The organism is Oceanobacillus rekensis, assembly GCF_002153375.1.
Classification (GTDB): Bacteria; Bacillota; Bacilli; order Bacillales; family Amphibacillaceae; genus Oceanobacillus; species Oceanobacillus rekensis.
Map to the genome: position 1 here is coordinate 67,185 of NZ_MTBQ01000008.1, position 23,540 is coordinate 90,724.

Below are 23,540 nucleotides of genomic sequence, written 5' to 3' on the forward strand. Positions count from 1 at the left end.
ACTTTTCGTTTAGTTTAATCCTACTTGCTGTACGATTTCTTGAGCTTTACGTTCATTGTCATAATCTGCGTCTGTTGCTTCTTGATAACCTTCATGACTGTAGATTGATATTACTTCTTTTCCTTCTTCTGATTCTCCAATATTCATAAATGCTGTTTTTAATGCTGCTTTCAAGTCGTCATTCATATTTTCAGAGTTTTTACTTACACTAATCGTGTCGTTATAGATAGCTGGCATTACCCCAATGACATCTGTTTCTTCCCAAATATCTGCTTTACGACCATATTCAGAAGCCCAAGTATCTTCAAAGTCACGACGTGCATCTGCATACGTTACTAACACATCGGTTTGCCCCGAAGCTAAACGAGCAAATGAACTACCGTACGAATCAGTTTGTACCGCTTTAGATAAATCAGTAATTGTTTTATCAAAGTTTTCCTGTAACCATAGTGCAGGGTAAATATAACCTGCTGGAGATGATGATGACATCACATTCCATGTAGCATTGTTTAAATCTTCGAATGTTAACTCATCGCCATTATTCACTTTCTCTGCTAGAGCTTTCCCGTTTTCTGATGGACCGGCAATTAATAATGCACGATAAGAAGTTGCTTGTTCGTCCGTTGGTTCTGTTGGTTCATTTTTGTTCCAATCTACAGGATCATCAGAATCATTGCTTAAACCTGCACGTGTTGAAGTTAAAATGACTTCAGCCCCGTCATCATACAATACATATGTACCACCCGGAATAAAACCGATATCCGTTGTTCCTGCTGATAACGCTTCTCCTACTGCTTCATAATTTGTTCCTACAGTGATTTCAATTTCACCAACATCGTAGCCTTGACCTGATAGTTCTTCTTTTAATAATTCTTTCAATGGTTCTGTAGCAGTAATAATTTCCTCTGGCTCACGAGAGGGTACAAATCCAATTGACAATCTCTCGATAGCTTCATTTTGTGTAGAATTATCAGAGTCAGCGCTTTCAGATGAAGAAGCACCTTCTGTTTCTTGATTTCCACATGCGGCTAAGACAATGCAAAATAGAACTGCTGTAGCAAATATAATGACTTTTTTCATATAACTATCCTCCTAATTATTTATTATTAATTCACCATAACAGAATCATGTTAATTAACTGTTAATTTCATGTAAACTAATGGTGTATTTTGGGATTTGTTGCCAATTTATATACGTTTGAATTTTGTTCTTATCCCCTACCGATATCAAATTCAACAACAAATATTGTATTCGAGTAAGATGGTTATAAAACTTCAATAAAAGTCCTACTCATAGCGACATTTATTCAGGAACTTGATAAGCTATTAACTCTTTATGACAAAATCAATAATTAAACAAAAATTTCGCGTTTTGTGACAAATATTCATTAAAATGTTCAAACAATTTTGATTTATAACGCGAAAAATAGTTTATAATGTAGTTAGAACATAAGAACGAGTGTCACATATGCGACCAAAATTATTAAATTTCGAACAGTTAGTTAATGAGAATAAACAAGAGCTTCTAAATGATGAAGAAAGTATATCTAGAATAGAGATGCGTTTAGAAAAGAAACGAGAAGCACATGTCCTAGAACAACGTAAAGAATTTGAATATAAAACTGTTTCTTAAAAAACAAGTTCCTATCCAGCATCTCTGTATTTATAAGTTTATCTCACCATGTCAATTAAATTTTTAAAAAGACACGGTAAAAGCAAATTGTCAGCCTTACCGTGTCTTTATATTCTCGATTAATATTGAATCGTATGCATGATACGCTTTAGGTCAAAACACAGTACCAATCATTTTTTGAAACGTATCAGCTCCCACTGTGCCGCTATCTGTTACAAATGACGAGGAACAAGGAACAAACCATGAACACTTTTTTTCGTTCTATTGGTGGGTAATTTTTATAGTAGGTTCCAATTTAACTTTACTTGGTGTATTTTGCAAAAAAGCTAAAGATAGTGAAAGAATTAGTGCAGAAAATGCTGAAAAAATAATTTTCTCTAAAAATATCATTTATCGTTCTCTTTTCCCCACCATATTAATTTTCTTGATGAAATTTAATTATACAAACCTCGCTTGATTTAATAAAACTAACGCACCAAGTAGTTTAAGTACAAATTTTCACAAACTTACCAGCCACGATAGTTCTATTTTCGCTTTTGCAGTATTTGGCTTAAAAGGCAAGCCAATAAAAAACTAGTTGTAGTAAAAAGTTACCTATAAAAAACCTCTTGCACAATTGAAAGTACAAGAGGTTTTTTATTTAGAAATCACCACCGCCACTATCGGATACATTACTGTGACCTTCTAGTAAATTATATACAATGTTAGTTAACTACAATTTCAACAGTAACTGGAGTTGCATCATCAAGTGTATCGCCATCTGGAATATTTATATCAGTAGTAGTAATGGTTGAGACATCACCTGTTTGAATGAAACCATTTATATATAAAATATAATAAGTTGGTAATGGAAAGGTTGTAGTTGCAGCACCGGTGTCATCGGTAAAGGATGTTGCTGGAATTGTAAATGTTGCACCTGTTCCTGTTCCATCTCCAATTGTAGCAACAAACTTTCTGGAAGCCATAAAGGGTCTAGTAAGTGGCATTTTTATCTTCCCTCCTTATTCCTTGTACATTAAACCTACAAGGTTGTCATCGCATTAAGGATGCTTCTCTTATCCCTCTTTTTTTTTGAAGAAGATCCTCATTAACAGAATATGATTCCAAGTCAAAGCTTGTATATGACAAGTATCTTTATTATTACCTTTAATTTCAAGGCTCTTTTATTTTTGTGAAAGTCCAAAATAGTATTTTTTTATTTATAAAAGAGACTTACTTTCTACAGTCAATCTCTTAGGGTTAATATGAACGTTAAAAAGGATTTAGATAACGTTCGGGAAGTATTGTATGCGTACGTTGGACAAACGATAAAGACACTTGTTTAGTTAGAAAAGAAATTTTCCTAAAAAAAGATATGGATTTTGATATTTTCATACATTCATATCTTTGATGGGATTGACCTTCCGAACTTACACCCTTTATCTTCGAAAGATGATTAAACCTGTCCCACTCTTTAATCTTCCTCTCCATACGAAATCATATGGCAAAATTTTAAGAAGCCTCGGGCAGACATACAAGCAAAGTCACTAGATTTTGATATGATATAGTATATTACAAACAAAGGAGGCTACAATTTTTTGTCTTCATATCGATGTTGTTGCTCATGTTGTCGTTCCATCCCTTGTTGTTGCATTGATTCTTCTATTTGTTGTCTCATTTGTGGATCTAATCCTTGTTTGTGTCCCTACCCACCCAAGAAAAGTGTACCTAAGCCCCCATCCGCAACAATTACCATGAATGCTGTTCCAAATACGGTATGTACTTCAGAGCAAGCAAATAACACTTCAACTCTTTCCGGCCAAGTATTGTTGAATGGGTTTCCAGCTATAGGGGTCCCAGTCCATTTTTCAGTAAATAACGCTCTTCTTGGTTCTGTAACTCCCATTACTGCCACTACAGACAATTCAGGTGTGTTTTCTACTATATTTACAGCCACTAATGGATCTGGATCAGTAACGGTTACAGCTACACTTCCTTCTTTTCCTGGAGTAAGAGCTAACGTACCTATTACTATTATGGACTGTACGCCACCGCCGAGTACTGTTAGTAATTTATTGTATTTTACTTTTGCTGAAAATCAAAAGCTTGTATATACAAACGCTGATGGATTACCACAATACGGAACAACTCAGATATTATCACCAAACGACGTTTCCTTTATTAATTTATTTATCAATGGTATTCTTCAACCTCAAACTTCTTACAAAGTGGAAGAAGGAGAATTAACTTTGTTAGATGGAGCCCCCCAGGATGGGGTGCCTATAACTCTTCAATTTGTAACTATAAGTTAATGGAGTACAGACAGCATTTCGGAAAAATTGTACGTTAAGAATATAAACGTTGATATAAAAGGGATGTTCAACTCCTTAATCTGGACCCTTTCGGTGGTCATAGACTTCTTGGAGGAAGTAAATCGCGATATGTGTCGCGATTTTTTCATTTTTTATTCTTCACGCACCGACTGTACTGTATCATTAAGAAACTCTAGTTGCATGGAGTGTTATCTTATTTTTGATAACGAAATTAAAGACAACAATTATTGTTGGCTTTCGGCAATACAGCAATCAAAACAGTTCTTACTTGAGTTTTTTCATTTGTCAGTTATCTTTCGCTTAAAGCATATTGTTCGAAATCATCGTTAAATTAATTTTTCTCTCAATTAGGACTAGTACACAAACCATATATTTTTTAATGAATTAACTAATCATTAAGAGCTATGTATAAAAGAAACTAAGGATAGGAAAAGGTGTGATGAATATGTCATCTAGTCATAACGGTAAAAAGCCGGATAGATATTTAAAAAAGTCTAAACACAAGGACTGCTGTAAGACTGGTGGATCTCAAGATACAGCTTGCAAGTGCAAATTTAAAGCTCTTGAGCGTAAAATGAAACCATTAATCAGCGACTGTACTGTAGTTGATTCATTGGTATGTTCAAAGAAGGTACAAAAGGTTGCAGAAGTAACGCTTCCTCTTGGTTTGTTCCCGGATCTTCCTGATATTACTGATATTGTTTCTGTAAATGTTGTACCGAATTTAGCTGGGATTACCCAGAATGTTCGCATTATTGAGGGAAAAGTGGTTAATATTGGAATTGTTCCTGCAACTATTACAGTAACAATTTTAGGTGTAGATGTTCCTGTTACCTTTACAACAAGTCTGCCATTCCAAGCGCATACAGATTGTCCAGGAGCTTGCCCTGAGGATACCGTAACGGAAGCTCCTCTTCAAATAGAAGGAATCTTTGTTCAACCAGGAGTACCAGTTGTTGATGTCGCAGGTCTAGAAATTGTCACAGGTATTTTAATCAAAATTATCCTACGCACTACCATTACTGTTACTCGACCAGTGATTGTAGATAAACATGGTTATTTCTGCGATCTAAATGACCGTTGTAAAGCAGATAATCCTCCAACTTTTGTTCTTCCAGCACTTCCAGCACTTCCAATCGGAAATGGACTTTTAGATGCTGTTAATGATGCTGAAACTGTAGAAGAAATGCGTGCTGCCATTGAAGACCCTTCACTTGGTCTTGATCTGACGATCTATGAAACGTTAAGTGAAGCTCAAAAGAATCAAGTTGCTGAGATTATTTTGGAGAATCGCCCTCAAAGAGGTTATACAAGTGTTCAAAGTGTTCAAGGTGCTTTAAATAACGCGGTAGAGCAGGTTACCGTCGATCCTAATAATATTTATGTGGAATCTGGTTCAACTGGAGGAGACGGGAGTCGCGCTAACCCTTTTGGGACTATTGAGGAAGGAATGGCAGCTGTTAATACTGGTGGTATTGTTCACATATTAGAAGGTATCTACAATGTTGATACTCAACTTATAATTAACAAATCTTTAACTTTACAAGGTGAAGGGGAGGTTCGTCCTCAAGTCGTTTTTAGTTCCTCAAACACGATGGATGGGCTCGTAATACAAGCAGATAATGTAACAGTAGATAACTTGCACTTGATTAGTAATAGAGCGTTAACAGGAACAAATGCAGTGTTTAGTGTACCATTAAGAACTCCTGACAACCTTTACGCAAATATTACAATTAAATCAAGTATTATAGAGGGAACGGTCCGAAGTGGCTATATGTGGGTAGAGAATATGACTCTATTGGATAATATATTTATTCATAATGCCCCTAATACTCAGAGTCTAAGATTTCAAATGGTACGAGGAACTACAAATGTTTTAAATAATACATTTCAGGGCGGTAGTACAAGTGTAGGAGCTGTTATCTTCGAACCTAATTTAGCTTCCTATACGGTATCTGGTACGATCAATGTGACTGGCAATACGATGACAAGTTTTACTCAGTTTGTTAATTTTTACAGTTTTCTTGAAGGTTCCACAAGTTTATTTATAGAGGATAATTCCATTGATCATCAGGATAAATCTGGAAGTTCCGTGATCTTAACTACACGGGTGAATTATGCTTTGGTTGAAGATCTATTGATTCAAAATAATACGTTTATTAACCCTCATCCAACTCGTTTAGCTGTATATTTTGCTGGGGGTGGCGGTGGAAACAATATACCTTCCGAAGATCAAATTAAGGTGTATGATAATACTTTTAATTTTCCTAATGGTTATGGACAACGCCCCGGGGACGTAGTAGATCCAGTTTACCCAGTAGGTTACAATGCTGAAGCAGCATCATTCGGTATGACGCTGGATGCATTTGATTTACAAGGAAACATGAATATATAGTTATTCAACAACCCCTTACGTTTTGTATACTCTATACAAAACTAGTTAACATAAATTTCTTTTCGAGAAGTTACGCAAACAGCCAAAACCTTAATGTAAGTGGGTTTGGCTGTTGTTCGTTTTTAACCGATTATGTACAATTTTATACATCGTTGCTGGATCTACGTTTTCCCTTCCAGATCAACCTTCAAAAATGCATAAAATCCTGTATAAAATAGCGAAAAATTATTTGAAAAGGCGATTCCACCAGCTCTTTTTTGGGGTGTTTTCGGCGGTTGCAGCAAGCTCCTTTTGTTTTTCCTCCTGCATCTTTCTTAAGGATTTCATTAACTTTTGATCTCGTTCTAGTTGATGATGGATATATTCTTCTTGTTTTTGTTGTTTCTTTTCGACATCCGTAATATGTTTCCGCAGTTCGGCGATCTCTTCTTTTTGATCAGCAATAATTTTCATGGTTGCATTCATTTGTTCTAGGGCGTTTTGAAGTTGTAACGCCGCAGGGGGGGCAAACACCAAAAAAGTATTGGAATCCCTTTTTGGTTATTTATATTCAAAATATATATTAAGATGTTGAGTCTTAGCGTATAATATCCACGTTTAACGTCAGGCCCCCAGTATTATTCAATAGAGAAAATAATTATAACAGACTTTTTAAGAGGTTGATGTTTCGGCAGAGAACAGGGGGGATGATTCACTTCCTTATTGATTGCTGTTTATATGTTACCCCCGGGTATTTTTCCAGAAAGGAATTCCCAGTCAATTCATTAATTAAGTGAAACTACCACTTTTTTCAAGACCTCTATTTTGCTTAAGCAAAACCCAAGCCTGAAGTTCTTACAACATACATCTTTTCTTCTTAGCTCTTATTAGCGTGCTTTTTGAAACGCCTGTTTTTTCCTCTACCTGTTTATATGAATGGTTTTCTAATAATTCAAGAGCATTTTCTATATGTTTCTTACTAAATTTATTTGGTCTCCCTTCTCGGAAATCAGGTTTTTGCTTCGCTATCGCTTTACCTTCTTGAGTACGTTCTACAATCATATCCCTTTCAAATTCGGCGAACGCAAGCATAACGCTTAATATCAGTCGCCCTGTTGGAGTATCCTCAACTAATCCCATATTCAAGACATGAACTTTCACATTGCGTTTAAATAAGTCTTGTATAACTTCTATTCCGTCTCGAGTCGTCCTGGCGAACCGATCTAATTTCATCACCACAAGCGTATCGCCATCTTTTAATATTTCTAACAGCTTCATAAATTCAGGACGTTCCTTTTTTGTTCCTGTAAATTTCTCCTTATAAATAACATTACAATCTTCACTTTCTAGTTGATTTAATTGTCCTTGTAAATCTTGATGTATTGTAGAAACTCTAGCATACCCATATTTCAATTCAACTCACCTCACTTATGAACCTTAGTTATGACACCGTTATAACCATTGATGTTACTTTAGATGCTATTTTGCACCGATTTTAATCGATATTTTGCAGGTTGGGTATTACCACCAACATTTATTGAAATTTTGTACACTAAGTGAATTTCAATCTAAAAAAGTCGAATTCCCGTATTGCTCTTTAGTCGTTCCATTAACCCCAGTTGCCTTTTTGTTTGGTAATTCATGAAGACATTGAATTAGTGATTGCTCATTTAATAAATGTGCAAGAGATGTAAATTTCATTTTAGGATCAGCTTTTGCTAATTCTGCTATCCTTAGTAGTTTTGTTTCCATTTATTATCCCTACCTCTGTGTGTAGTAAATGTATCCCTAGTAAGCTTTCTGCTGCGCTTAAGGCATCAGCCCTCTCGATTTACTAACATTATGGAGCTCAATCCCTTCAACCATTTGGCTTTCGGCCCGCTACCTAACTGTCTACGCTTAAAGACTAGAGTTACCTTTAGCCCTCCAAGACTCGCTACGAGTGAATGGCTAGTTCTTACTCGACGGGAATCCCACCCGTTATATGACACGACCTAAGCTCGGCCGCACAAGCACCATATAGTTTAAGTGAAAAAAATCACAATATATTCCGCAATGCATGATTATATTTGACATTTATACCGTAAAGAAATGTAACTAAAGATAATCTTACAATTAATAACTAAATAAAAATTATTAATAAAAAAAGTTGATTTATAACTTGTTAATCAAAAATATTTGATATAGGATGAATATATCAATAAAATTTGATTAAATGAATGGAGGGTTTTTATGCTTCCTGTAACAGTTGATTTACAAAGTACATTCAAACATTATGAAGGAACATTTAAAGCACTTGCTGATGGAAAGAGGCTGCATATCCTATATTTATTGGCAAATACACCTGCAGATTCGATTTGTGTTTGCGATTTAATGGAAGAAATGGACCTGCCGCAATCAAAACTCTCTTATCACTTAAAGATATTATTGCAAGCAAACCTAATTATTCAGAATAAAAAAGGTACTTGGAGCTATTACTCCTTAAATCATAAAGAAATAAATAATGTTCTATCAGAAGAACTTTGTTGCTTGTTCCGTAAAAACTAATTTGAATTAATAAAAAGGAGAGGTATATATGTCGGAATTACCTATAGTAATCATTGGTGCAGGTCCGGTAGGTCTTGCCGCAGCTGCCCATTTAATTGAATATGATCAAGGTTTTCTGGTTTTGGAAAAAGGTTCAAAAGTGGCAGATAACATTCTTGAGTGGGGACACGTCCAGTTATTTTCTCCATGGGAATTCAACATAAATGAAGCTGCCAAAAAGTTATTACAAAAAACAGATTGGGTTGAACCTAAAGCTGATAAATTACCAACTGGTAAGGAATTGGTGGATGAATACTTAGAACCTTTATCAAATCATCCACAACTAAAGGAGAGAATTCTTTATAATGCTGAAGTTACGAATATAACCAAAAAGAACACAGATAAAATGAAATCCAACTCTCGTGAACAACAGCCTTTCATTCTTTATGTAAACCTTAATGGCAGCATTAAAAAAGTAGAAGCAAAAGCTGTTATTGATGCCACTGGGACTTGGAGTCACCCTAACCCTCCCTTTGCAGACGGTGTATGGAGTAATGAAGCACTAAAAGGTAAATCGCACACCCATATCCCCAATTTACTTGAAGAACAAGCAGTTTTTAAAAACAAGCACGTGGCAGTAGTCGGTAGTGGACATTCTGCTTTAAATACATTAATTGACCTAGCCAAATTAAAAAACAAATTTCCAAACACAGAGATTTCCTGGATCATTCGTAAGAAACACGTACATGAAGCTTTTGGAGGAGAAGCGAATGATGAATTGCAAGCAAGAGGTGAACTCGGTAAACAGGCACACCAGCTTGTTGATCATGGTCTTGTCAATGTTCTCACTGGATTTTATGTAGAAGAAATTACAGAGAAAAATGGACATTTTGAAATAAAAGGTACAAACGAAGAAATTTTAAATGAAGTAGATGAAATTATAGTAAATACTGGGGCTAGACCTGACTTTTCCTTTTTGAACGAGATAAGATTAGGTATAGATCCTGCAGTGGAGAGTACACGCGAACTCGCTCCACTTATCGATCCTAACCTTCATAGTTGCGGAACAGTTCGTCCACATGGTGAAAAAGAGTTACGCCAGCCAGAGCATGGATTCTATATAGCCGGAGTGAAAAGTTACGGGCGTGCACCGACATTTTTGATGGCAACAGGTTATGAACAGGTTCGTTCAATAGTTGCATACCTTGCAGGAGACAAGGAAGAAGCTAGAAAAGTAAAATTAAACTTACCTGAAACAGGGGTTTGTAAGGTTTCCCCCATATCAATACCATTGGAAATAAAAGGAGTAAATACTGGAAGTAGCTGTTGCACAACGAATTGTAACTAGAAATTGAAAGAAGAGGTTGTTAAATGGTCATTAATCATGGTGGAGTCTTAAAAAAGAGAGTATTTTGCGTCCTAAAGCTTTAAAGTAGATCACACTAATGAAGGGCTAGCAGTACTTCAGGAATTTTTAAAGCATTTGAAGGAAATTACAGGAAAAAATCCAGCAATTATTTTGGAATCTACGGTCATGTTTCTGTTGTTCAATTTTTGGAGGGCATAATTAAAAGCTATAACCTAAGTGAATGTTATATCCTACGTCACAATGAAATTATATATCCCAATTGAATTTTAAAATCAATCAGGAGAACCGCCCCTCTGTCCATTTTCAAACCAGCTATAAAACTTCCAAATAACGATTAGAAAGAGAAAGTAACCAAAAAGGGAAAATTCATGTTTCCAATAAGTGGAATGGATAAATAAACCATATTGTTCTGCTGTTTGTTCTGCTATGTATACAAATAAACTGCAAATAAACAGGAAAAGGTACCTAGGTAATTTATGTAACCTTTTTAATACAAAAATAATGATAAGGGAAAATAACGGCAGGATACAAAGCGTGAATAAGATATTAATTGTAAATACCTCTGAAAACGGACGCCTTGGAAAGGAATATAGACCTGCCCCCACTAGCATTAAATCTAAATACGTTCCTATAAGTGAGGCGAAAAAAATGGTAGATAAATAGGTTTTAATTCTATGATTTCTTCGGTAATATGGCTTCTTTCGCGAGGATCGAAAACTCGATTTTCTCAAGTGTTTTACAATATTCATGATAAATAGCTCCATTTCCTTTAAACATATCCTTTTTTAAATAATGAATTACTTTCCAATCCGAATACCAATCCCCTTTCTCTGCTTCTTTCTGTGCCATATTATTCCACGCAAATTTTAATATGGGACTATATAATTTTGGGGCGTTTTTCTTTATGCGGCAGTCTTTTATTCTTCGTTGGTATGTGCCCCCAGGTACGGATTCATCAAGATCGTTAAATAAATGAGGAAAAAAATCTTTTCTCGAGCCTGTGTGGGGGTGTTGGATCGCCCACTTATAAATAGATAAGTAGTTTTCCGTATCAAAAAGTAATTGATACAAACGTTTTCCTAACAAAATCCGGTTATGTAAAGAGGCAAATTGATGAATGGTTTCACCAATAATTTTTATCTCCTTTCCCTCTAGGTAAGGGAAAATTATTTGGTTTAAATCCAATAACTCCTGCAGTTTAAATTCCAGTGTTTCCAGTACAGTGGATTGATAATAAGGATTCTGAATGACTCTTTTCTCCAAATAACTTTGTTCATTGACAATAAGTGCGACGGTCAACAGGTATCGATCTTTGATTCGGTAGAAGTAATTCCAAATCACTCTCATAAAAAAGGAGACATGAAACAATGGTAAAAGGTAAAAAAGATTGGTATTTCTTTTTACACTTTCTTCATAAAGCAGTAATTGTGGATAAATGTCCTGAAAGATTAACCAATTGCCTCGCTCTAAAAAAGTAAAAAACTCCTCCCGTTCCTCCGAAGATAACAACCTGGACAATAGACTTCCTTTTAAATCGGTCATGTTCCATCCACCATTTCGAGAAACCATATGTCCTAGAAAAGCCCAGTGGATTTCAGGGAACCTTTTATAAAAATTTAAGTATGCATTTGTTCGTGTCACATTATTTACATTTCTTTTTTCCGTTTCACGATTAATGTATTCGATTAAATCATGTTCCACATCATTTAATTGATTTTCATGAATCGTGGGTCTCGACTTCTTTGTTATTTCCTTTTTTATTGCTGTTAGTTCAGGAGTAATTTTTTGACTAGTCAATTTATTTTTTAAACATTCAATGATGGAGATCACTCCTTTACTAATTATGTTATGGGTGTGTATGAGAATAAATGATGAAAAGTTGAAAAAGCAACAAGCAGTGTTCTAGCGTTTTTGGCATTTTAACAATGGCGATGGAATAAAATTATATAGTTGTTTGGAGGTGTAACTGTGAAAAGCAAAATAACAGATGAAATCAATCGAATCACCGAGGTATTAAAAAATAACCAGTCCTCTGATGGATCCTGGGATTATCCTTTTGAAACAGGCGTCTCAACGGATGCCTATATGATTATTTTGCTGCGCACATTAGAAATAAATGATGAAAAGCTCATTCAAGCTTTAGTCGAAAGAATACTTAGCAGGCAGGAGAAAAACGGGTCTTGGAAACTTTTTTATGATGAGAAAGACGGAAATGTAACTGCTACGATTGAAGCCTATTATGCACTTTTGTATTCTGGTTACCGAAATAAGGGGGATAAAGAATTGGCAGCTGCAAGAAGGCGGATTTTGGCATGGGGCGGTATTGAAAAAAGTCATATGCTTGCCAAAATCATGCTCGCCTTAACCGGTCAATATAAATGGCCTACGTTTTTTCCAATTCCAATCGAATTTATTCTTTTGCCATTATCATTCCCGATTAACTTTTTTAATTTCTCCGTTTATGGAAGAGCAAACATTGCCCCGATGTTAATCCTAGCCGATCAGAAATTCACGATGAAAACAAAAAGAAGCCCCGATCTTTCTGATTTATTCCTTGCAAGGGGAAATGATGCTGAAAATGACGAATTCTTCCTGAATCGTTCCGGTGAGTCGCACTCCTTTTATTCCTTTATTCAACAAGGAATAAAAAATATCATTGGCTTCCCCGCATACATTCATTCGATGGCCATCCAGCAAACGAAAAAGTATATCCTAGACCGAATCGAACCGGATGGGACCTTTTACAATTATTTTAGTTCTACCTTTCTGATGATCTTTTCGTTATTAGCCCTCGGGTTTCCCAAAAATGATCCAATCATAACAAAAGCAGTAGACGGTTTAAAAGGCATGGCCTGTCAAATTGACGGTCATACGCATATGCAATACACAACGGCAAATGTCTGGAATACATCTTTAATTAATTATGCGTTACAGCGCGCTGATATTTCATGGGACGATCCAATGGTTCAACAAGCAAATGACTACTTACTTTCCCGACAACATTACCGCTACGGTGACTGGGCGATTCATAATCCAACCGAAAACCCGGGCGGATGGGGATTTTCTGATAGGAATACGATGAACCCAGATATTGACGATACAACTGCTTCATTACGATCCATCACCAATTTAATACAAAATGAGACCGTATACCGACAGGCTTGGGACAGAGGAATCGACTGGATTTTTTCCATGCAGAATTATGATGGCGGCTGGGCTTCTTTTGAAAAAAATGTGGATAAAAAGATCGTCAAGTTTATTCCAATTGAAGGGGCAGAATATTTATTAACAGATCCCTCTACCGCAGATTTAACAGGAAGGACCCTGGAGTTTTACGGTAACTTTACCAACTTGTTTAAAAAACATACCGCAATAAAAAATGGAGTAAATTGGCTAAAGAACAATCAAGAAAAAAATGGTTCTTGGTATGGAAGGTGGGGAATTTGCTATATTTACGGAACATGGGCAGCCTTAACCGGTATGATTTCAACTGGTGTTGATACTGAGGATTCTTCTGTTCAAAAATCGCTAAAATGGCTAAGGAACATTCAAAATCCAGATGGAGGATGGGGAGAATCTTGTTATAGTGATATCAATCAAACTTATACCCCACTCGGAGTCAGCACATTAACACATACTGCCTGGGCATTGGATTCGCTCATTGCGGCATCCGACAAAGTCACACCGGAAATACTTTCGGGTGTGAAGTTTTTACTGGACACTTCTGATAAAAAGGACTGGACATTATCTTATCCAGTAGGGCAAGGTATGGCAGGAGGATTTTACATCCATTACCATAGTTACCGATATATTTACCCTTTGTTAGCTCTGAGTCATTATAGGAATAAATTTTTAGAATGACGGGGACTAGGGGCAGGTGCCTTGGTCTTTCCGTCCCGATTTTCAAATTGATCTAACAATACTAGAGATTACTTTAAAGATTTTAGAAGAAGATATAAAACAAGCATTTATTGAAAATCCTTCTTATCAAGAATTACTATCCTATTTTCCAATGATGCAAAATGTCTTTAAATAGGAGCCATTACAGTTTTTTCATTTTCGCCTGATAGTTCAAACATAGATGTAACATTAAGCACAGTTTATACCAGTTAATTGAGCGTAAAAAATATAGTGCTAAACCCTATGTGATTTAGCACTATATTTATACTGTTATTTCGAATTTTCTCTCGTGAAAAACAGAACTAATTATTCTTCTGATTGTGTTTTTTATTCGACAATTACTTCTCCAACCATTCCTTCTTGTTCATGGTACCGACATATCAGTTCGTATGTACCGGTCTCTTCCGGTTTTACGGTGATGGTTTTCTGTTCTCCCGGCTGGAGTTCGACGTCAATTCCAAGCTTTTCCACGGTGAAGGTATGTTCCTTCTGCCCTACATTTTTCAGTAGCAGCTCTGTCGTTTCTCCACTAGCAATTGTAATCGCATCTGGGTTAAAATAATCATCGTGCAGTTCGACAACCATCTCTTCTCTCGTGTCCATAGGCACTAATTCGGCTTCGGTTGCTGCAAATGCATGTAGAGGCCCTGAACTGGACATAACAAGAATCATTACAAGTAATCCTGCTAACCAATTTTTTACAGACATTGGCAATCCCTCCTTTCCTTAGATTATCTTCTTCCATTTACTTAAAATTATCACGATACATTTATTTTAGTCGATCCAGCAATTACAGGAGATTTAAACATGGATTCCAAAACTGGAATGATGATAATAAATCATTAGAATGCTGGGAGAAGCAGAATTACTATTTCCCTTTTCGACGAATGGTACAACGAGGAGAAGGAATTATGCTAACATGTGAATTCCCTCCTTATCAAAACATGACCAGAAGCAATGCCACTAGTCATGTTTTTTATATAAAGCTCAAGCTCCATTATCCCTGAAGCCCTCTAATTTAATTAACCTAATTCAATTTCTTCCACAATACACTCAACTTTTATTCTAATTTTATAAACAAGTCAACGTGCATCATAACGGACCTTTCACCGATCATCTGCCGTCTCAGCAGTTGATATGGTTCGCCCTTCAATCAACCGATTTATCCAATTTGGATCATCATTGATTGTGTTGGACACGATTTCACCATCAATCACCGTGATAAATGTACCCTCTCCTGCGTAAATACCTGCCATGACAGGATCAGTTCCCTGTTCTGTGTCAGAAAAAAACATGAGATCTCCCGGCTGAAGCTCCTCAATATGAAGTTTAACCCCATATTCACGCAATTCTTCCAAACTGGATGGGAGATCAATGCCTCCTGCTTCTGCATAGATCTGCTTAATAAACATCGAAGACGTCTCGTCAAACGATTTGCCGACATATTGCTGTGCAAGCGTTGCTTCTTCACTCTCCTCCACTTCCATGTCATACGTTCTTGCGCCCATATAACGAGGAGGCCAATAATCACTTGTTGTTAAGTCAATGACGGTAACACCCTTGGAAGATGTCACTGCAATCATCTGATTATTGCCGATATAGATTGTCGGAATGATACTTGACCCTTGGAAAAAGAGAATATCTCCTGGCTCAGCCTCTTCCCTAGGGATTTCTGTCCCTTCTTTCCATTGCTGACTTCCGTATCGCGGCAGGTCATACTGCCATGCTTGATTGTATACGTATTGGACAAAGCCACCTGTATCAAATCCCTCATCAGGTGTCGATCCCCCAAGCGTGTACTCGGTTCCCACCAGTTGATGAGCTTCAAAAACTGCATCATTATCATATTGAATAGCAAGATCATCAAAACGCTTCGCACCAGTAAAATGATCACGCCAATATTCACTCATATACGAAATCGTCGTCTGCCCTTCTTCTCCTGTTGCATGAATAATATAATCATCACCTAAATAAATCGCAGTGTGGGAAATACCTTCCTGCCATGTCCCTGAGAAATAGAGGACATCTCCGGGCTGAAGTTCTTCATCCAGATTAATGGATTCTATATCTGTCCCCTCTGGAAGTATCGTCTCACCAACTTCCCATTGTCGATAACTAATTCGAGGCAAATAGACATCCTCCGCCTCACGAAAAACGGTTTGGACGAAAAACGAACAATCAAAAGCATCCAAGGTATTGCCTGTCATTAAATAAGGTGTTCCTATATATTTCATTGCTTCCCTTACAATGGGGCTATCATGATTCTTATACGTTTCCGGGTTTGATTTTTTCAATATCTCCTCTGTATAACGAGCTCCCCCTACAAAGCGTTCTGCATAATAAGTATGATAATCTACATGCCTTTCCTCTACCCCAGAGGAAGTAGCAATCACAAATTGGCCGTCTCCAGAATAAATCCCTGAAATCAATTCCTGTTCTTCATTTTCAAAAAAGACAAGGTCTCCGGGTTGCAAATCATCCCTGCCGATGCTAAAACCTGCTTCCAACTGTGAAGGTGGCTGTTTGGAGAGCCAGCTGCCTGTCACATCTTTATATACATAGTAAACGAAAGAACCTGTGTTAAACCCTTCTTCCGGGCTACTTCCTGATTGATTATACGGAGTTCCGATTAAGTCTCGAGCTAGTTCGACGATTTCATTATCTGAAGGAGGAGGTGTGTCTTCCCCGCTGTAACGTTTGGCACCCTGATAAATATCTGACCAATAGTCACTCGTCACCATATTCCGCTCGGAGATTCCTTCACTCGTAACAATAACAAAACGTCCGTTATTTATATAAATCCCCGACATCAAATGGGTTCCTTGGAAAAAGACAACGTCTCCTGACTGAAGCTCGTCTACATCCTCTCCCTGAATCCATTGATCGGCAGCTGATTCGGGAAGGGAAATGCCTTTCGCTTCCTCGTAGACATATTGTACAAATTCGGAAGTGATCCATCCTTGTTGGTTTTCCCCTAATTCCTCCAGAGCCAATACAGCAGCCGGATCATCAATATTCTCTTTTGTAAACCGGGCAGCTCCAACGTAGGCACCCGACCAATAGTCACTTGTTTCCATATTTCGTTCAGCAATTCCATCACTCGTCACGATGACGAAACGCCCATCGTTAATATAGATCCCCGACATCAAACCGGTTCCCTGAAAAAAAACAACATCTCCTGCTTGTAACTCACTGCGCTCTATTTCCTCACCAATCTGCTGCTGATCCTTCGCATATCTCGGCAGGGAAATTGATTTTGATTCCTCATAAACATATTGTACAAATTCAGACGTTAAAAATCCTTGATTATTACTACCGACCAAATCCAATGCAAGTTCACTAGCCGGGTCATTCCTTTCCTCAGCTATAGCCAAACCAGGAATGAATGCAAAAGATAAAAACATATTAAAGACAAATAGCAAAGCAAAACGCTGCATCCGCATCTCCTCCATCCTTCATGTTGAAAGGTTGTTTAGGTTTTAGGCATACCCAAATAACCCATCCATAGAATCCTTAAAGAATTAATATCACCTCTCCCTCTTCGATAATAAAGGTTGTACTAGTAGAATAATCAAAAATCTATCTTACCTTCTTATAAATTTGATTCCCCCTTTTTCATGTATAATAACCAATAAATGGAAAATTAAAAATCACTGAATTTCAATTTCCACCACTAACTTTTCCCTATCTTTCTATCCTATGGAAATCCATAAAATTCAAAAATAGATTAGCGCAACAGGAATCTACTCATTTGAAGTAACCGTTAGAAAAACCCCATGACGAATAGATATTATCGTCATGGGGTGTCCATTCCACTTCTTTCACTAGCTTATTCGTTTATTGAGCAGGTTTTTCAATAATTGTATAAATAGCCTGTGTGCCATCTTCTGCTGTTACAACAAATTGGTCATCTGTTGCTAATTCGTTTCCCATTCCTTTCACTTTGCCATCTTCACTAGTAACTTCATAGATTTGTTCAGAACCATCTGTTGCTGCTAGTGCTCTCAGCATTTCTTTTACCGTTGTTGCGTTTGCTACGGTTATAGAGCCTTTTTCTTCATCTGTTGGTTCTTCAATCGTTTTTACAATTTCCAGATGTTCTGGAGCCTTGTTAGGAGCCTTCACTTCTACTTCATTGCTTTCTGCTTCAATAATAGTATAAGTAGCCTGTGTGCCATCTTCTGCTGTTACAACAAATTGATCATCTGTTGCTAATTCGTTTCCCATTCCTTTCACTTTGCCATCTTCACTAGTAACTTCATAGGTTTGTTCAGAACCATCTGTTGCTGTAAGGGCTCTCAGCATTTCTTTTACCTTTGTAGCGTTTGCTACGGTTATAGAGCCTTTTTCATCATCTGTTGGTTCTTCAATCGTTTTTACAATTTCCAGATGTTCTGGAGCTTTGTTAGGAGCTTTCACTTCTACTTCATTACTTTCTTCTTCAATAATGGTATAATTAGCCTGTGTTCCATCTTCTGCTGTTACAACAAATTGGTCATCTGTGGCTAATTCACTTTCTCCTTCTTTCGCTTGGCCATCTTCTCCAGTTACTTCATGTGTTTGTTCGGAACCATCTGTTGCTGCAAGGGCTCCCAGCATTCCATCTACTGTTACAGCGTTGGCTACGGTTATCGAGCCTTTTTCCTCATCCGTTGGTTCTTCAATCTTTGTTATTTTTTTCAAATGTTTTGGAGCTTTGTTAGGTGCGTGAACTTCTACTTCGCTGCTTTTGCTTTCTTCTACAAAAATTGTATAAGTAGCTTGGGTTCCATCTTCTGCTGTTACAACAAATTGGTCATCTGTCGCTAATTCGCTTTCTCCTTCTTTCACTTGACTATCTTCTCCAGTTACTTCATAGGTTTGTTCGGAACCATCTGTTGCTGCAAGGGCTCTCAGCATTTCTTTTACCTTTGTAGCGTTTGCTACTGTTATGGATCCTTTTTCTTCATCCGTTGGTTCTTCAATCGTTTTTACAATTTCCAAATGTTCCGGAGCTTTGTTAGGAGCCTTCACCTCTACTTCACTGCTTTCCTCTTCAGTTACATTGATTTCCTGCTGGCTCTCATAGGGATCGTCCGAATTAGCCGATACAGTCATACTACCAGTAGTTGCAGTTCCAATCATTGTGACAGCAACGATTGATGGGATACCAAGTTTTTTCCATTTTCTCATCTTTGCATTCCTCCTAGTATTTAATGTCTTACACCTTCATCCTAATCTATCAATGTAAATAGAATGTGAATGTGAGATTTTAATCCTATTAAAAATTATTACAATTATCGCAATGTTTGTAGTGCCAAAGAATCAATATAATCAAAGTTACTAGTCTTTTATGCAAAATATATCTCTAATAGAGCACGATGCAATGGTCTTTTTTGTAGAATAAACCAATGTTTCAGTCTGTAATAAAATGTCATACTATTTTATATTAAATTAACATTCATTTAATACAATTCTAGTATATTAGGTCACAGAGAGTTCGACAAAACTACCAATTATTTCCTAACAATTTTGACTCTCTGTACTTACCTATAATTCTAAAAAGGGAGGATAGTTAATGAAACTACCAATTTTTAAAACATTCCATGAAGAGGTGAGACAATGTTAGAAGAGTTTTTACTCATTCTGTTATTAGCATTTTTAACTTTGTACCTTGGGATTAAGGAAAAAAAAGCGAATGATAAAAACACTAAAAGTATCCCAGTACGTGTGAATGTCAATGGAATTAGAGGTAAATCAACTGTTACTAGATTAATAACGGGCATGTTACAAGAGGCAGGCTATCAGACAGTTGGAAAAACGACTGGAACGGATGCTAGAATGCTTTACTGGTTTGATTCCCAAGAGGAGCCTATTACGAGGAGATTGGAAGGCCCGAATATAGGTGAACAAAGAAAGGTTTTATCTAAAGCTGTTGAGTTAAATGCTGATGCTCTTGTTAGTGAGTGCATGGCCGTTAGTCCTGATTATCAAATCGTTTTCCAAGAAAAATTATTGCAAGCAAATATCGGGTTAATTGTGAATGTATTAGAAGATCATATGGATGTGCTGGGACCAACATTAAAAGATGTGGCCGATTCATTTTCTGAAGCAATCCCCTATAACGGTGATTTGATTGTTAATGAAAGTCCCTTTATTCCCTATTTTAAACAAATGGCAAGACAACGAAATACAAAGCTACATATATGTGACACGTCTGCCGTTTCCGAAGAGTTTCTTAAAAAATTTGAGTATATGGTATTCCCGGAAAATGCAGCATTAACGCTAGCCGTTGCAGATGTTCTGGGTATCGATCATGAAATTGCGGAAAGAGGGATGTTAAAAGCTTGGCCGGACCCAGGCGCCATGCAGATACTTCCAATTGGCGATGTGGATAACCCTAGCTATTTGGTTAATGGGTTTGCTGCCAATGACCCTATGTCCACAATCAATATATGGGAACGGGTGAAGCAACTAAGTTATCCAACAGATGATCCAGTTGTTATCATGAACGCTCGTTCGGATCGGGTCGATCGTACGGAACAATTTGTCGAAAAAGTTCTGCCGTATATACCAGCAGAAACACTTGTTGTAATGGGCGGGACAACTGGACCAATAGTAAATGCGTATGAAAGAGGAGAGTTTCCTGTCAAAAATCTTATAAACTTAGAAAATGCCACCATTGATGAAATTGAACAAGAACTCAAACCGTTTTTATCTGGCAAATCCATTTATGGAGTTGGAAATATCCATGGGGGAGCGGATGAACTGGTAGATCGACTTAGTCAAATGAAAATAACAAAAGAAATTGCATAGAAAGAAGGAGATTGGAAAATGTTCACATTTACCGAAGGAGATATTTTTTTGGCTATCATTGCGGGTGTGATTCTTAGCTTATTCTATGCAGAATCGACAGGGATTCTTCCAGCTGGATTAGTCGTTCCTGGATATATTGCATTGATGGTTAGCTCCCCAATAAGTATCGTTGTCACGTTTATGATTGCCTTTTTGACCTATTTAATTGTCATGAAGATTATTGGAAAGTTTACAATCCTATACGGGAGAAGAAAATTCGCTGCGATGATAACCACTGCAGCCATTCTTAAAATAGTTATCGATTTTGCAATTCCTGGATTTGCAACTCCGCTAGCAGTTAGCGGAATGCTGGCTATAGGGATTATTGTTCCTGGACTGATTGCAAATACCATTCAAAAACAAGGTGTTTTACCTACAACTGCAAGTACATTATTGCTCAGCGGCGCAACCTTTGGCATCGTTGCTTTATCTAACATGCTGGCATAGTGGTGTAACAATTTAGAGAAGATACTTTATCTTACAATATTTGAGGAGGAATAGTAATGGAAGCAACTGTCCAACAACAAAAGCAACAAGTAGAGCAAGTAGGTAAGCAAGTAAGGAAACAACTAGAGCAGCAAGTGGAGCAACAAGTAAAACTGACATTTAGGCAAATGGTTTTAAGAACAATCAAACAACACAAGAAAAGGACAAGCACAGATACTACAGTGGGGTTAATTATTACCTCTATCCTCTGTATAATTGCGTTGGTGTAAATGCACAGTATGCTTAACAACAATCGTTATAACATTGCGATAGGATTAATTTTAATCCTATTTGTGATCGTCATTGTTAGAGAAAATGACGATCAACCCCAATTAACAAACCAGAATACGGACTATACCCTAAATGATACAATGTCAGGGGAAGAAGATAATTATGGTGTGACATCTGATAATCCAATTGCAACGGAAGTAGGTATGAAGATCCTAGAACAAGGCGGTAATGCAGTTGATGCTGCCATAGCAGTCAGCTTTGTTTTAGGCGTTGCGGAGCCGCAAACATCGGGTATTGGCGGAGGCGGAACGATGTTAATTCACCCCGGTAAAGGGGAAACACCCGCTGTTTATGATTACCGGGAAACCGCACCAGCTTCCATTCCTTCCAGTGATATAGGGGTACCGGGATTTGTCAAAGGGATGTATGAGGTACATGAAGACTTTGGAACCATTAATATGGATCAGCTCATTGAACCTTCCATCCATTTCGCGGAAAATGGTGTGCCGGTTTCTGAAACACTGCATCGTACGTTGGATGAGGAGGCTGATCGTTTGCCTGAATTAAATCATCTCTATCCTGATGGAGAACCTATTGAAGCGGAAGAATTATTAAAACAAAAACAATTAGCAGAAACGCTAAAAGTTATCCAAGCGGAAGGTCCAAGTGCCTTCTATAATGGGGAAATTGCAAATGAAATCAACGATTCGGAAGAGGACATCAAGGAGAAAGATTTAGAAGACTATGAGGTGGAGGTCAAAGAACCCTTACAAGGTGAATTCGGCGGCTATGACGTGTTCGCTCCACCACCGCCTTCTGGTGGCATCACGCTAATTCAAGACTTGGAAATGGCTGAGTTATTACAAATTGAAGAAACGAAAGATAATCCATTGGCTTTTTCGTTAATGATCGGGATGATCAACCGAATAAGTTACCATGATCGCTTGGAAAATGTTGGAGATCCAAACTTTACCGATGTCCCAATAAATGAAATGATGTCAAAAGATCATATCAAAGATCTCGCATCCAATGTCAATGAAACGAATATGTCTGAATATCGGAGAGACTTGGAATCCGAAGCAGATATCGAAAATCATGACAACACGACACACATAGTGATCGTGGACAAAGACGGCATGATGGTCTCTGTAACGAATACGTTAAGTGCTTCTTTTGGTTCAGGAGAGTATGTGAATGGGTTCTTCTTAAATAATCAATTAAAAAACTTTAGTAATGATGAAGATTCGCCAAATAGCCCAGAGCCCGGCAAACGTCCATTTAGTTATACAACACCAACAATACTAGCTAAAAATGGGCAGCCTGTCATAGGTATTGGAGGTTCTGGCGGAAGGAGAATTACGTCCATCGTTGCTCAACAGTTGGTGAAAATGATTACGTTTAATGAACCCGTTCAAGAATCCGCAGATGACCCTAGAACATTCTTGGAATTTCATGAGGATGTTTTACAAGCTGAGCACGGGTATGTATTTTTAAGGGAACCTGAAGACCTTGGGATCACGATTGAATATTCGGATGACACGGATTATTTTGGTAGTGTCCAGGGATTGATAATTGATTATGAAAACGATGAAATTTATGGGTCGAGTGATCCTCGCAGGGGTGGCACTTGGAAATCAAATTAACTCAACTTTTTAAACCTCTTGTTTTCTCCCTGAGGTAGGGGCAGAACGACCGATTGAATTTTAAGGGGTTTTATAAGCTAGATTATATAATAAAGTATGGGGCAATCTCCTTGATATGGAGAGTGCCCCATATTTATTTGTATTAAAAACCGGTTGCCAACCTTCCCATTTAGTGATGATTCTTTTCGGTAGGTATGAAATGCTCGTCGCCGATATACTATCCACCAATTCAT

The 23,540-nt window shown here is 37.3% G+C and carries 21 protein-coding genes; 10 read left to right on the top strand and 11 right to left on the bottom strand.

The genetic code is table 11. The features are described from left to right. Positions 1 to 9: 9 nt before the first annotated feature. The gene (locus tag BV906_RS16915; protein WP_087974808.1) at positions 10 to 1,080 is read right to left on the bottom strand and encodes a phosphate/phosphite/phosphonate ABC transporter substrate-binding protein; all 1,071 of its coding nucleotides are present in this window, start codon (positions 1,078 to 1,080) and stop codon (positions 10 to 12) included. Positions 1,081 to 1,467: 387 nt separating this feature from the next. On the opposite strand from BV906_RS16915, the gene BV906_RS16920 reads away from it, so the two are divergent. Continuing rightward, entirely contained in the window at positions 1,468 to 1,632 is a 165-nt protein-coding gene (locus BV906_RS16920) for an FbpB family small basic protein (protein ID WP_087974809.1), read from the top strand. A 704-nt stretch (positions 1,633 to 2,336) separates the two neighbouring features. Here BV906_RS16920 and BV906_RS16925 read toward each other — a convergent pair. Together BV906_RS16925 and BV906_RS19590 are read right to left on the bottom strand one after the other, a co-directional pair. After that, positions 2,337 to 2,618 carry a DUF4183 domain-containing protein gene (locus BV906_RS16925; protein ID WP_087974810.1) on the bottom strand — a complete coding sequence of 94 codons (282 nt, stop codon included), beginning with the start codon at positions 2,616 to 2,618 and terminating at the stop codon, positions 2,337 to 2,339. Between the two features lie 698 nt (positions 2,619 to 3,316). Continuing rightward, the gene (locus BV906_RS19590) at positions 3,317 to 3,568 is read right to left on the bottom strand and encodes a hypothetical protein (protein WP_176330389.1); all 252 of its coding nucleotides are present in this window, start codon (positions 3,566 to 3,568) and stop codon (positions 3,317 to 3,319) included. Between the two features lie 79 nt (positions 3,569 to 3,647). Here BV906_RS19590 and BV906_RS16935 point away from each other — a divergent pair, with 79 nt between their 5' ends. Continuing rightward, complete coding sequence (locus BV906_RS16935) at positions 3,648 to 3,923, top strand: DUF4183 domain-containing protein (RefSeq protein ID WP_087974811.1); 276 nt, start codon at positions 3,648 to 3,650, stop codon at positions 3,921 to 3,923. A gap of 595 nt (positions 3,924 to 4,518) precedes the next feature. Beyond that, positions 4,519 to 6,339 (top strand): DUF3794 domain-containing protein, encoded by a 1,821-nt coding sequence (locus BV906_RS16940; protein ID WP_140322018.1) that lies wholly within the window; start codon positions 4,519 to 4,521, stop codon positions 6,337 to 6,339. A 225-nt stretch (positions 6,340 to 6,564) separates the two neighbouring features. On the opposite strand, the gene BV906_RS16945 is transcribed toward BV906_RS16940, so the two are convergent. The 3 genes from BV906_RS16945 to BV906_RS16955 form a co-directional block, all read right to left on the bottom strand. Then, positions 6,565 to 6,792: an EMC3/TMCO1 family protein gene (locus tag BV906_RS16945; RefSeq protein WP_176330390.1), complete on the bottom strand. Its 228-nt coding sequence runs from the start codon at positions 6,790 to 6,792 to the stop codon at positions 6,565 to 6,567. 381 nt (positions 6,793 to 7,173) lie between these two features. After that, positions 7,174 to 7,731, bottom strand: a complete 558-nt coding sequence (locus BV906_RS16950) for a recombinase family protein (protein WP_087974814.1) — start codon at positions 7,729 to 7,731, stop codon at positions 7,174 to 7,176. 150 nt (positions 7,732 to 7,881) lie between these two features. Next, entirely contained in the window at positions 7,882 to 8,070 is a 189-nt protein-coding gene (locus BV906_RS16955) for a hypothetical protein (protein ID WP_245844271.1), read from the bottom strand. Between the two features lie 480 nt (positions 8,071 to 8,550). Between BV906_RS16955 and BV906_RS16960 the strand changes: the two genes are divergently transcribed. Together BV906_RS16960 and BV906_RS16965 are read left to right on the top strand one after the other, a co-directional pair. Further along, the gene (locus BV906_RS16960; protein ID WP_087974815.1) at positions 8,551 to 8,865 is read left to right on the top strand and encodes an ArsR/SmtB family transcription factor; all 315 of its coding nucleotides are present in this window, start codon (positions 8,551 to 8,553) and stop codon (positions 8,863 to 8,865) included. A 28-nt stretch (positions 8,866 to 8,893) separates the two neighbouring features. Beyond that, positions 8,894 to 10,192: an NAD(P)-binding domain-containing protein gene (locus BV906_RS16965; protein WP_087974816.1), complete on the top strand. Its 1,299-nt coding sequence runs from the start codon at positions 8,894 to 8,896 to the stop codon at positions 10,190 to 10,192. Positions 10,193 to 10,485: 293 nt separating this feature from the next. Here BV906_RS16965 and BV906_RS20075 read toward each other — a convergent pair whose 3' ends face one another. Both BV906_RS20075 and BV906_RS16975 read right to left on the bottom strand, forming a co-directional pair. Further along, complete coding sequence (locus tag BV906_RS20075) at positions 10,486 to 10,977, bottom strand: CBO0543 family protein (RefSeq protein WP_342744412.1); 492 nt, start codon at positions 10,975 to 10,977, stop codon at positions 10,486 to 10,488. Beyond that, positions 10,886 to 12,010 (bottom strand): DUF2515 family protein, encoded by a 1,125-nt coding sequence (locus tag BV906_RS16975; RefSeq protein WP_245844273.1) that lies wholly within the window; start codon positions 12,008 to 12,010, stop codon positions 10,886 to 10,888. The genes BV906_RS20075 and BV906_RS16975 overlap by 92 nt, the downstream gene beginning before the upstream one ends. Positions 12,011 to 12,181: 171 nt before the next feature. Between BV906_RS16975 and shc the strand changes: the two genes are divergently transcribed. After that, complete coding sequence (shc, locus tag BV906_RS16980) at positions 12,182 to 14,074, top strand: squalene--hopene cyclase (protein ID WP_087974818.1); 1,893 nt, start codon at positions 12,182 to 12,184, stop codon at positions 14,072 to 14,074. A 366-nt stretch (positions 14,075 to 14,440) separates the two neighbouring features. Here the strand turns inward: shc and BV906_RS16985 are convergent, their stop codons facing one another. The 3 genes from BV906_RS16985 to BV906_RS16995 form a co-directional block, all read right to left on the bottom strand. Beyond that, entirely contained in the window at positions 14,441 to 14,821 is a 381-nt protein-coding gene (locus BV906_RS16985; protein ID WP_087974819.1) for a cupredoxin domain-containing protein, read from the bottom strand. Positions 14,822 to 15,219: 398 nt separating this feature from the next. Continuing rightward, positions 15,220 to 17,550, bottom strand: a complete 2,331-nt coding sequence (locus tag BV906_RS16990) for an NlpC/P60 family protein (RefSeq protein WP_176330391.1) — start codon at positions 17,548 to 17,550, stop codon at positions 15,220 to 15,222. 400 nt (positions 17,551 to 17,950) lie between these two features. Further along, complete coding sequence (locus BV906_RS16995) at positions 17,951 to 19,285, bottom strand: hypothetical protein (RefSeq protein WP_087974821.1); 1,335 nt, start codon at positions 19,283 to 19,285, stop codon at positions 17,951 to 17,953. 429 nt (positions 19,286 to 19,714) lie between these two features. On the opposite strand from BV906_RS16995, the gene pgsB reads away from it, so the two are divergent. Genes pgsB through ggt form a run of 4 tightly spaced genes read left to right on the top strand, consistent with a single transcriptional unit; the run spans position 19,715 to position 23,307 of the window. Then, positions 19,715 to 20,908 carry a poly-gamma-glutamate synthase PgsB gene (pgsB, locus tag BV906_RS17000; RefSeq protein ID WP_087974822.1) on the top strand — a complete coding sequence of 398 codons (1,194 nt, stop codon included), beginning with the start codon at positions 19,715 to 19,717 and terminating at the stop codon, positions 20,906 to 20,908. Positions 20,909 to 20,926: 18 nt separating this feature from the next. Continuing rightward, positions 20,927 to 21,394, top strand: a complete 468-nt coding sequence (gene pgsC / locus BV906_RS17005; protein ID WP_087974823.1) for a poly-gamma-glutamate biosynthesis protein PgsC — start codon at positions 20,927 to 20,929, stop codon at positions 21,392 to 21,394. 56 nt (positions 21,395 to 21,450) lie between these two features. Further along, positions 21,451 to 21,663, top strand: coding sequence for a hypothetical protein (locus tag BV906_RS17010; RefSeq protein ID WP_087974824.1), 213 nt, complete (start codon positions 21,451 to 21,453; stop codon positions 21,661 to 21,663). 9 nt (positions 21,664 to 21,672) lie between these two features. Beyond that, positions 21,673 to 23,307 carry a gamma-glutamyltransferase gene (ggt, locus tag BV906_RS17015; RefSeq protein WP_087974825.1) on the top strand — a complete coding sequence of 545 codons (1,635 nt, stop codon included), beginning with the start codon at positions 21,673 to 21,675 and terminating at the stop codon, positions 23,305 to 23,307. Positions 23,308 to 23,540 lie beyond the last annotated feature (233 nt).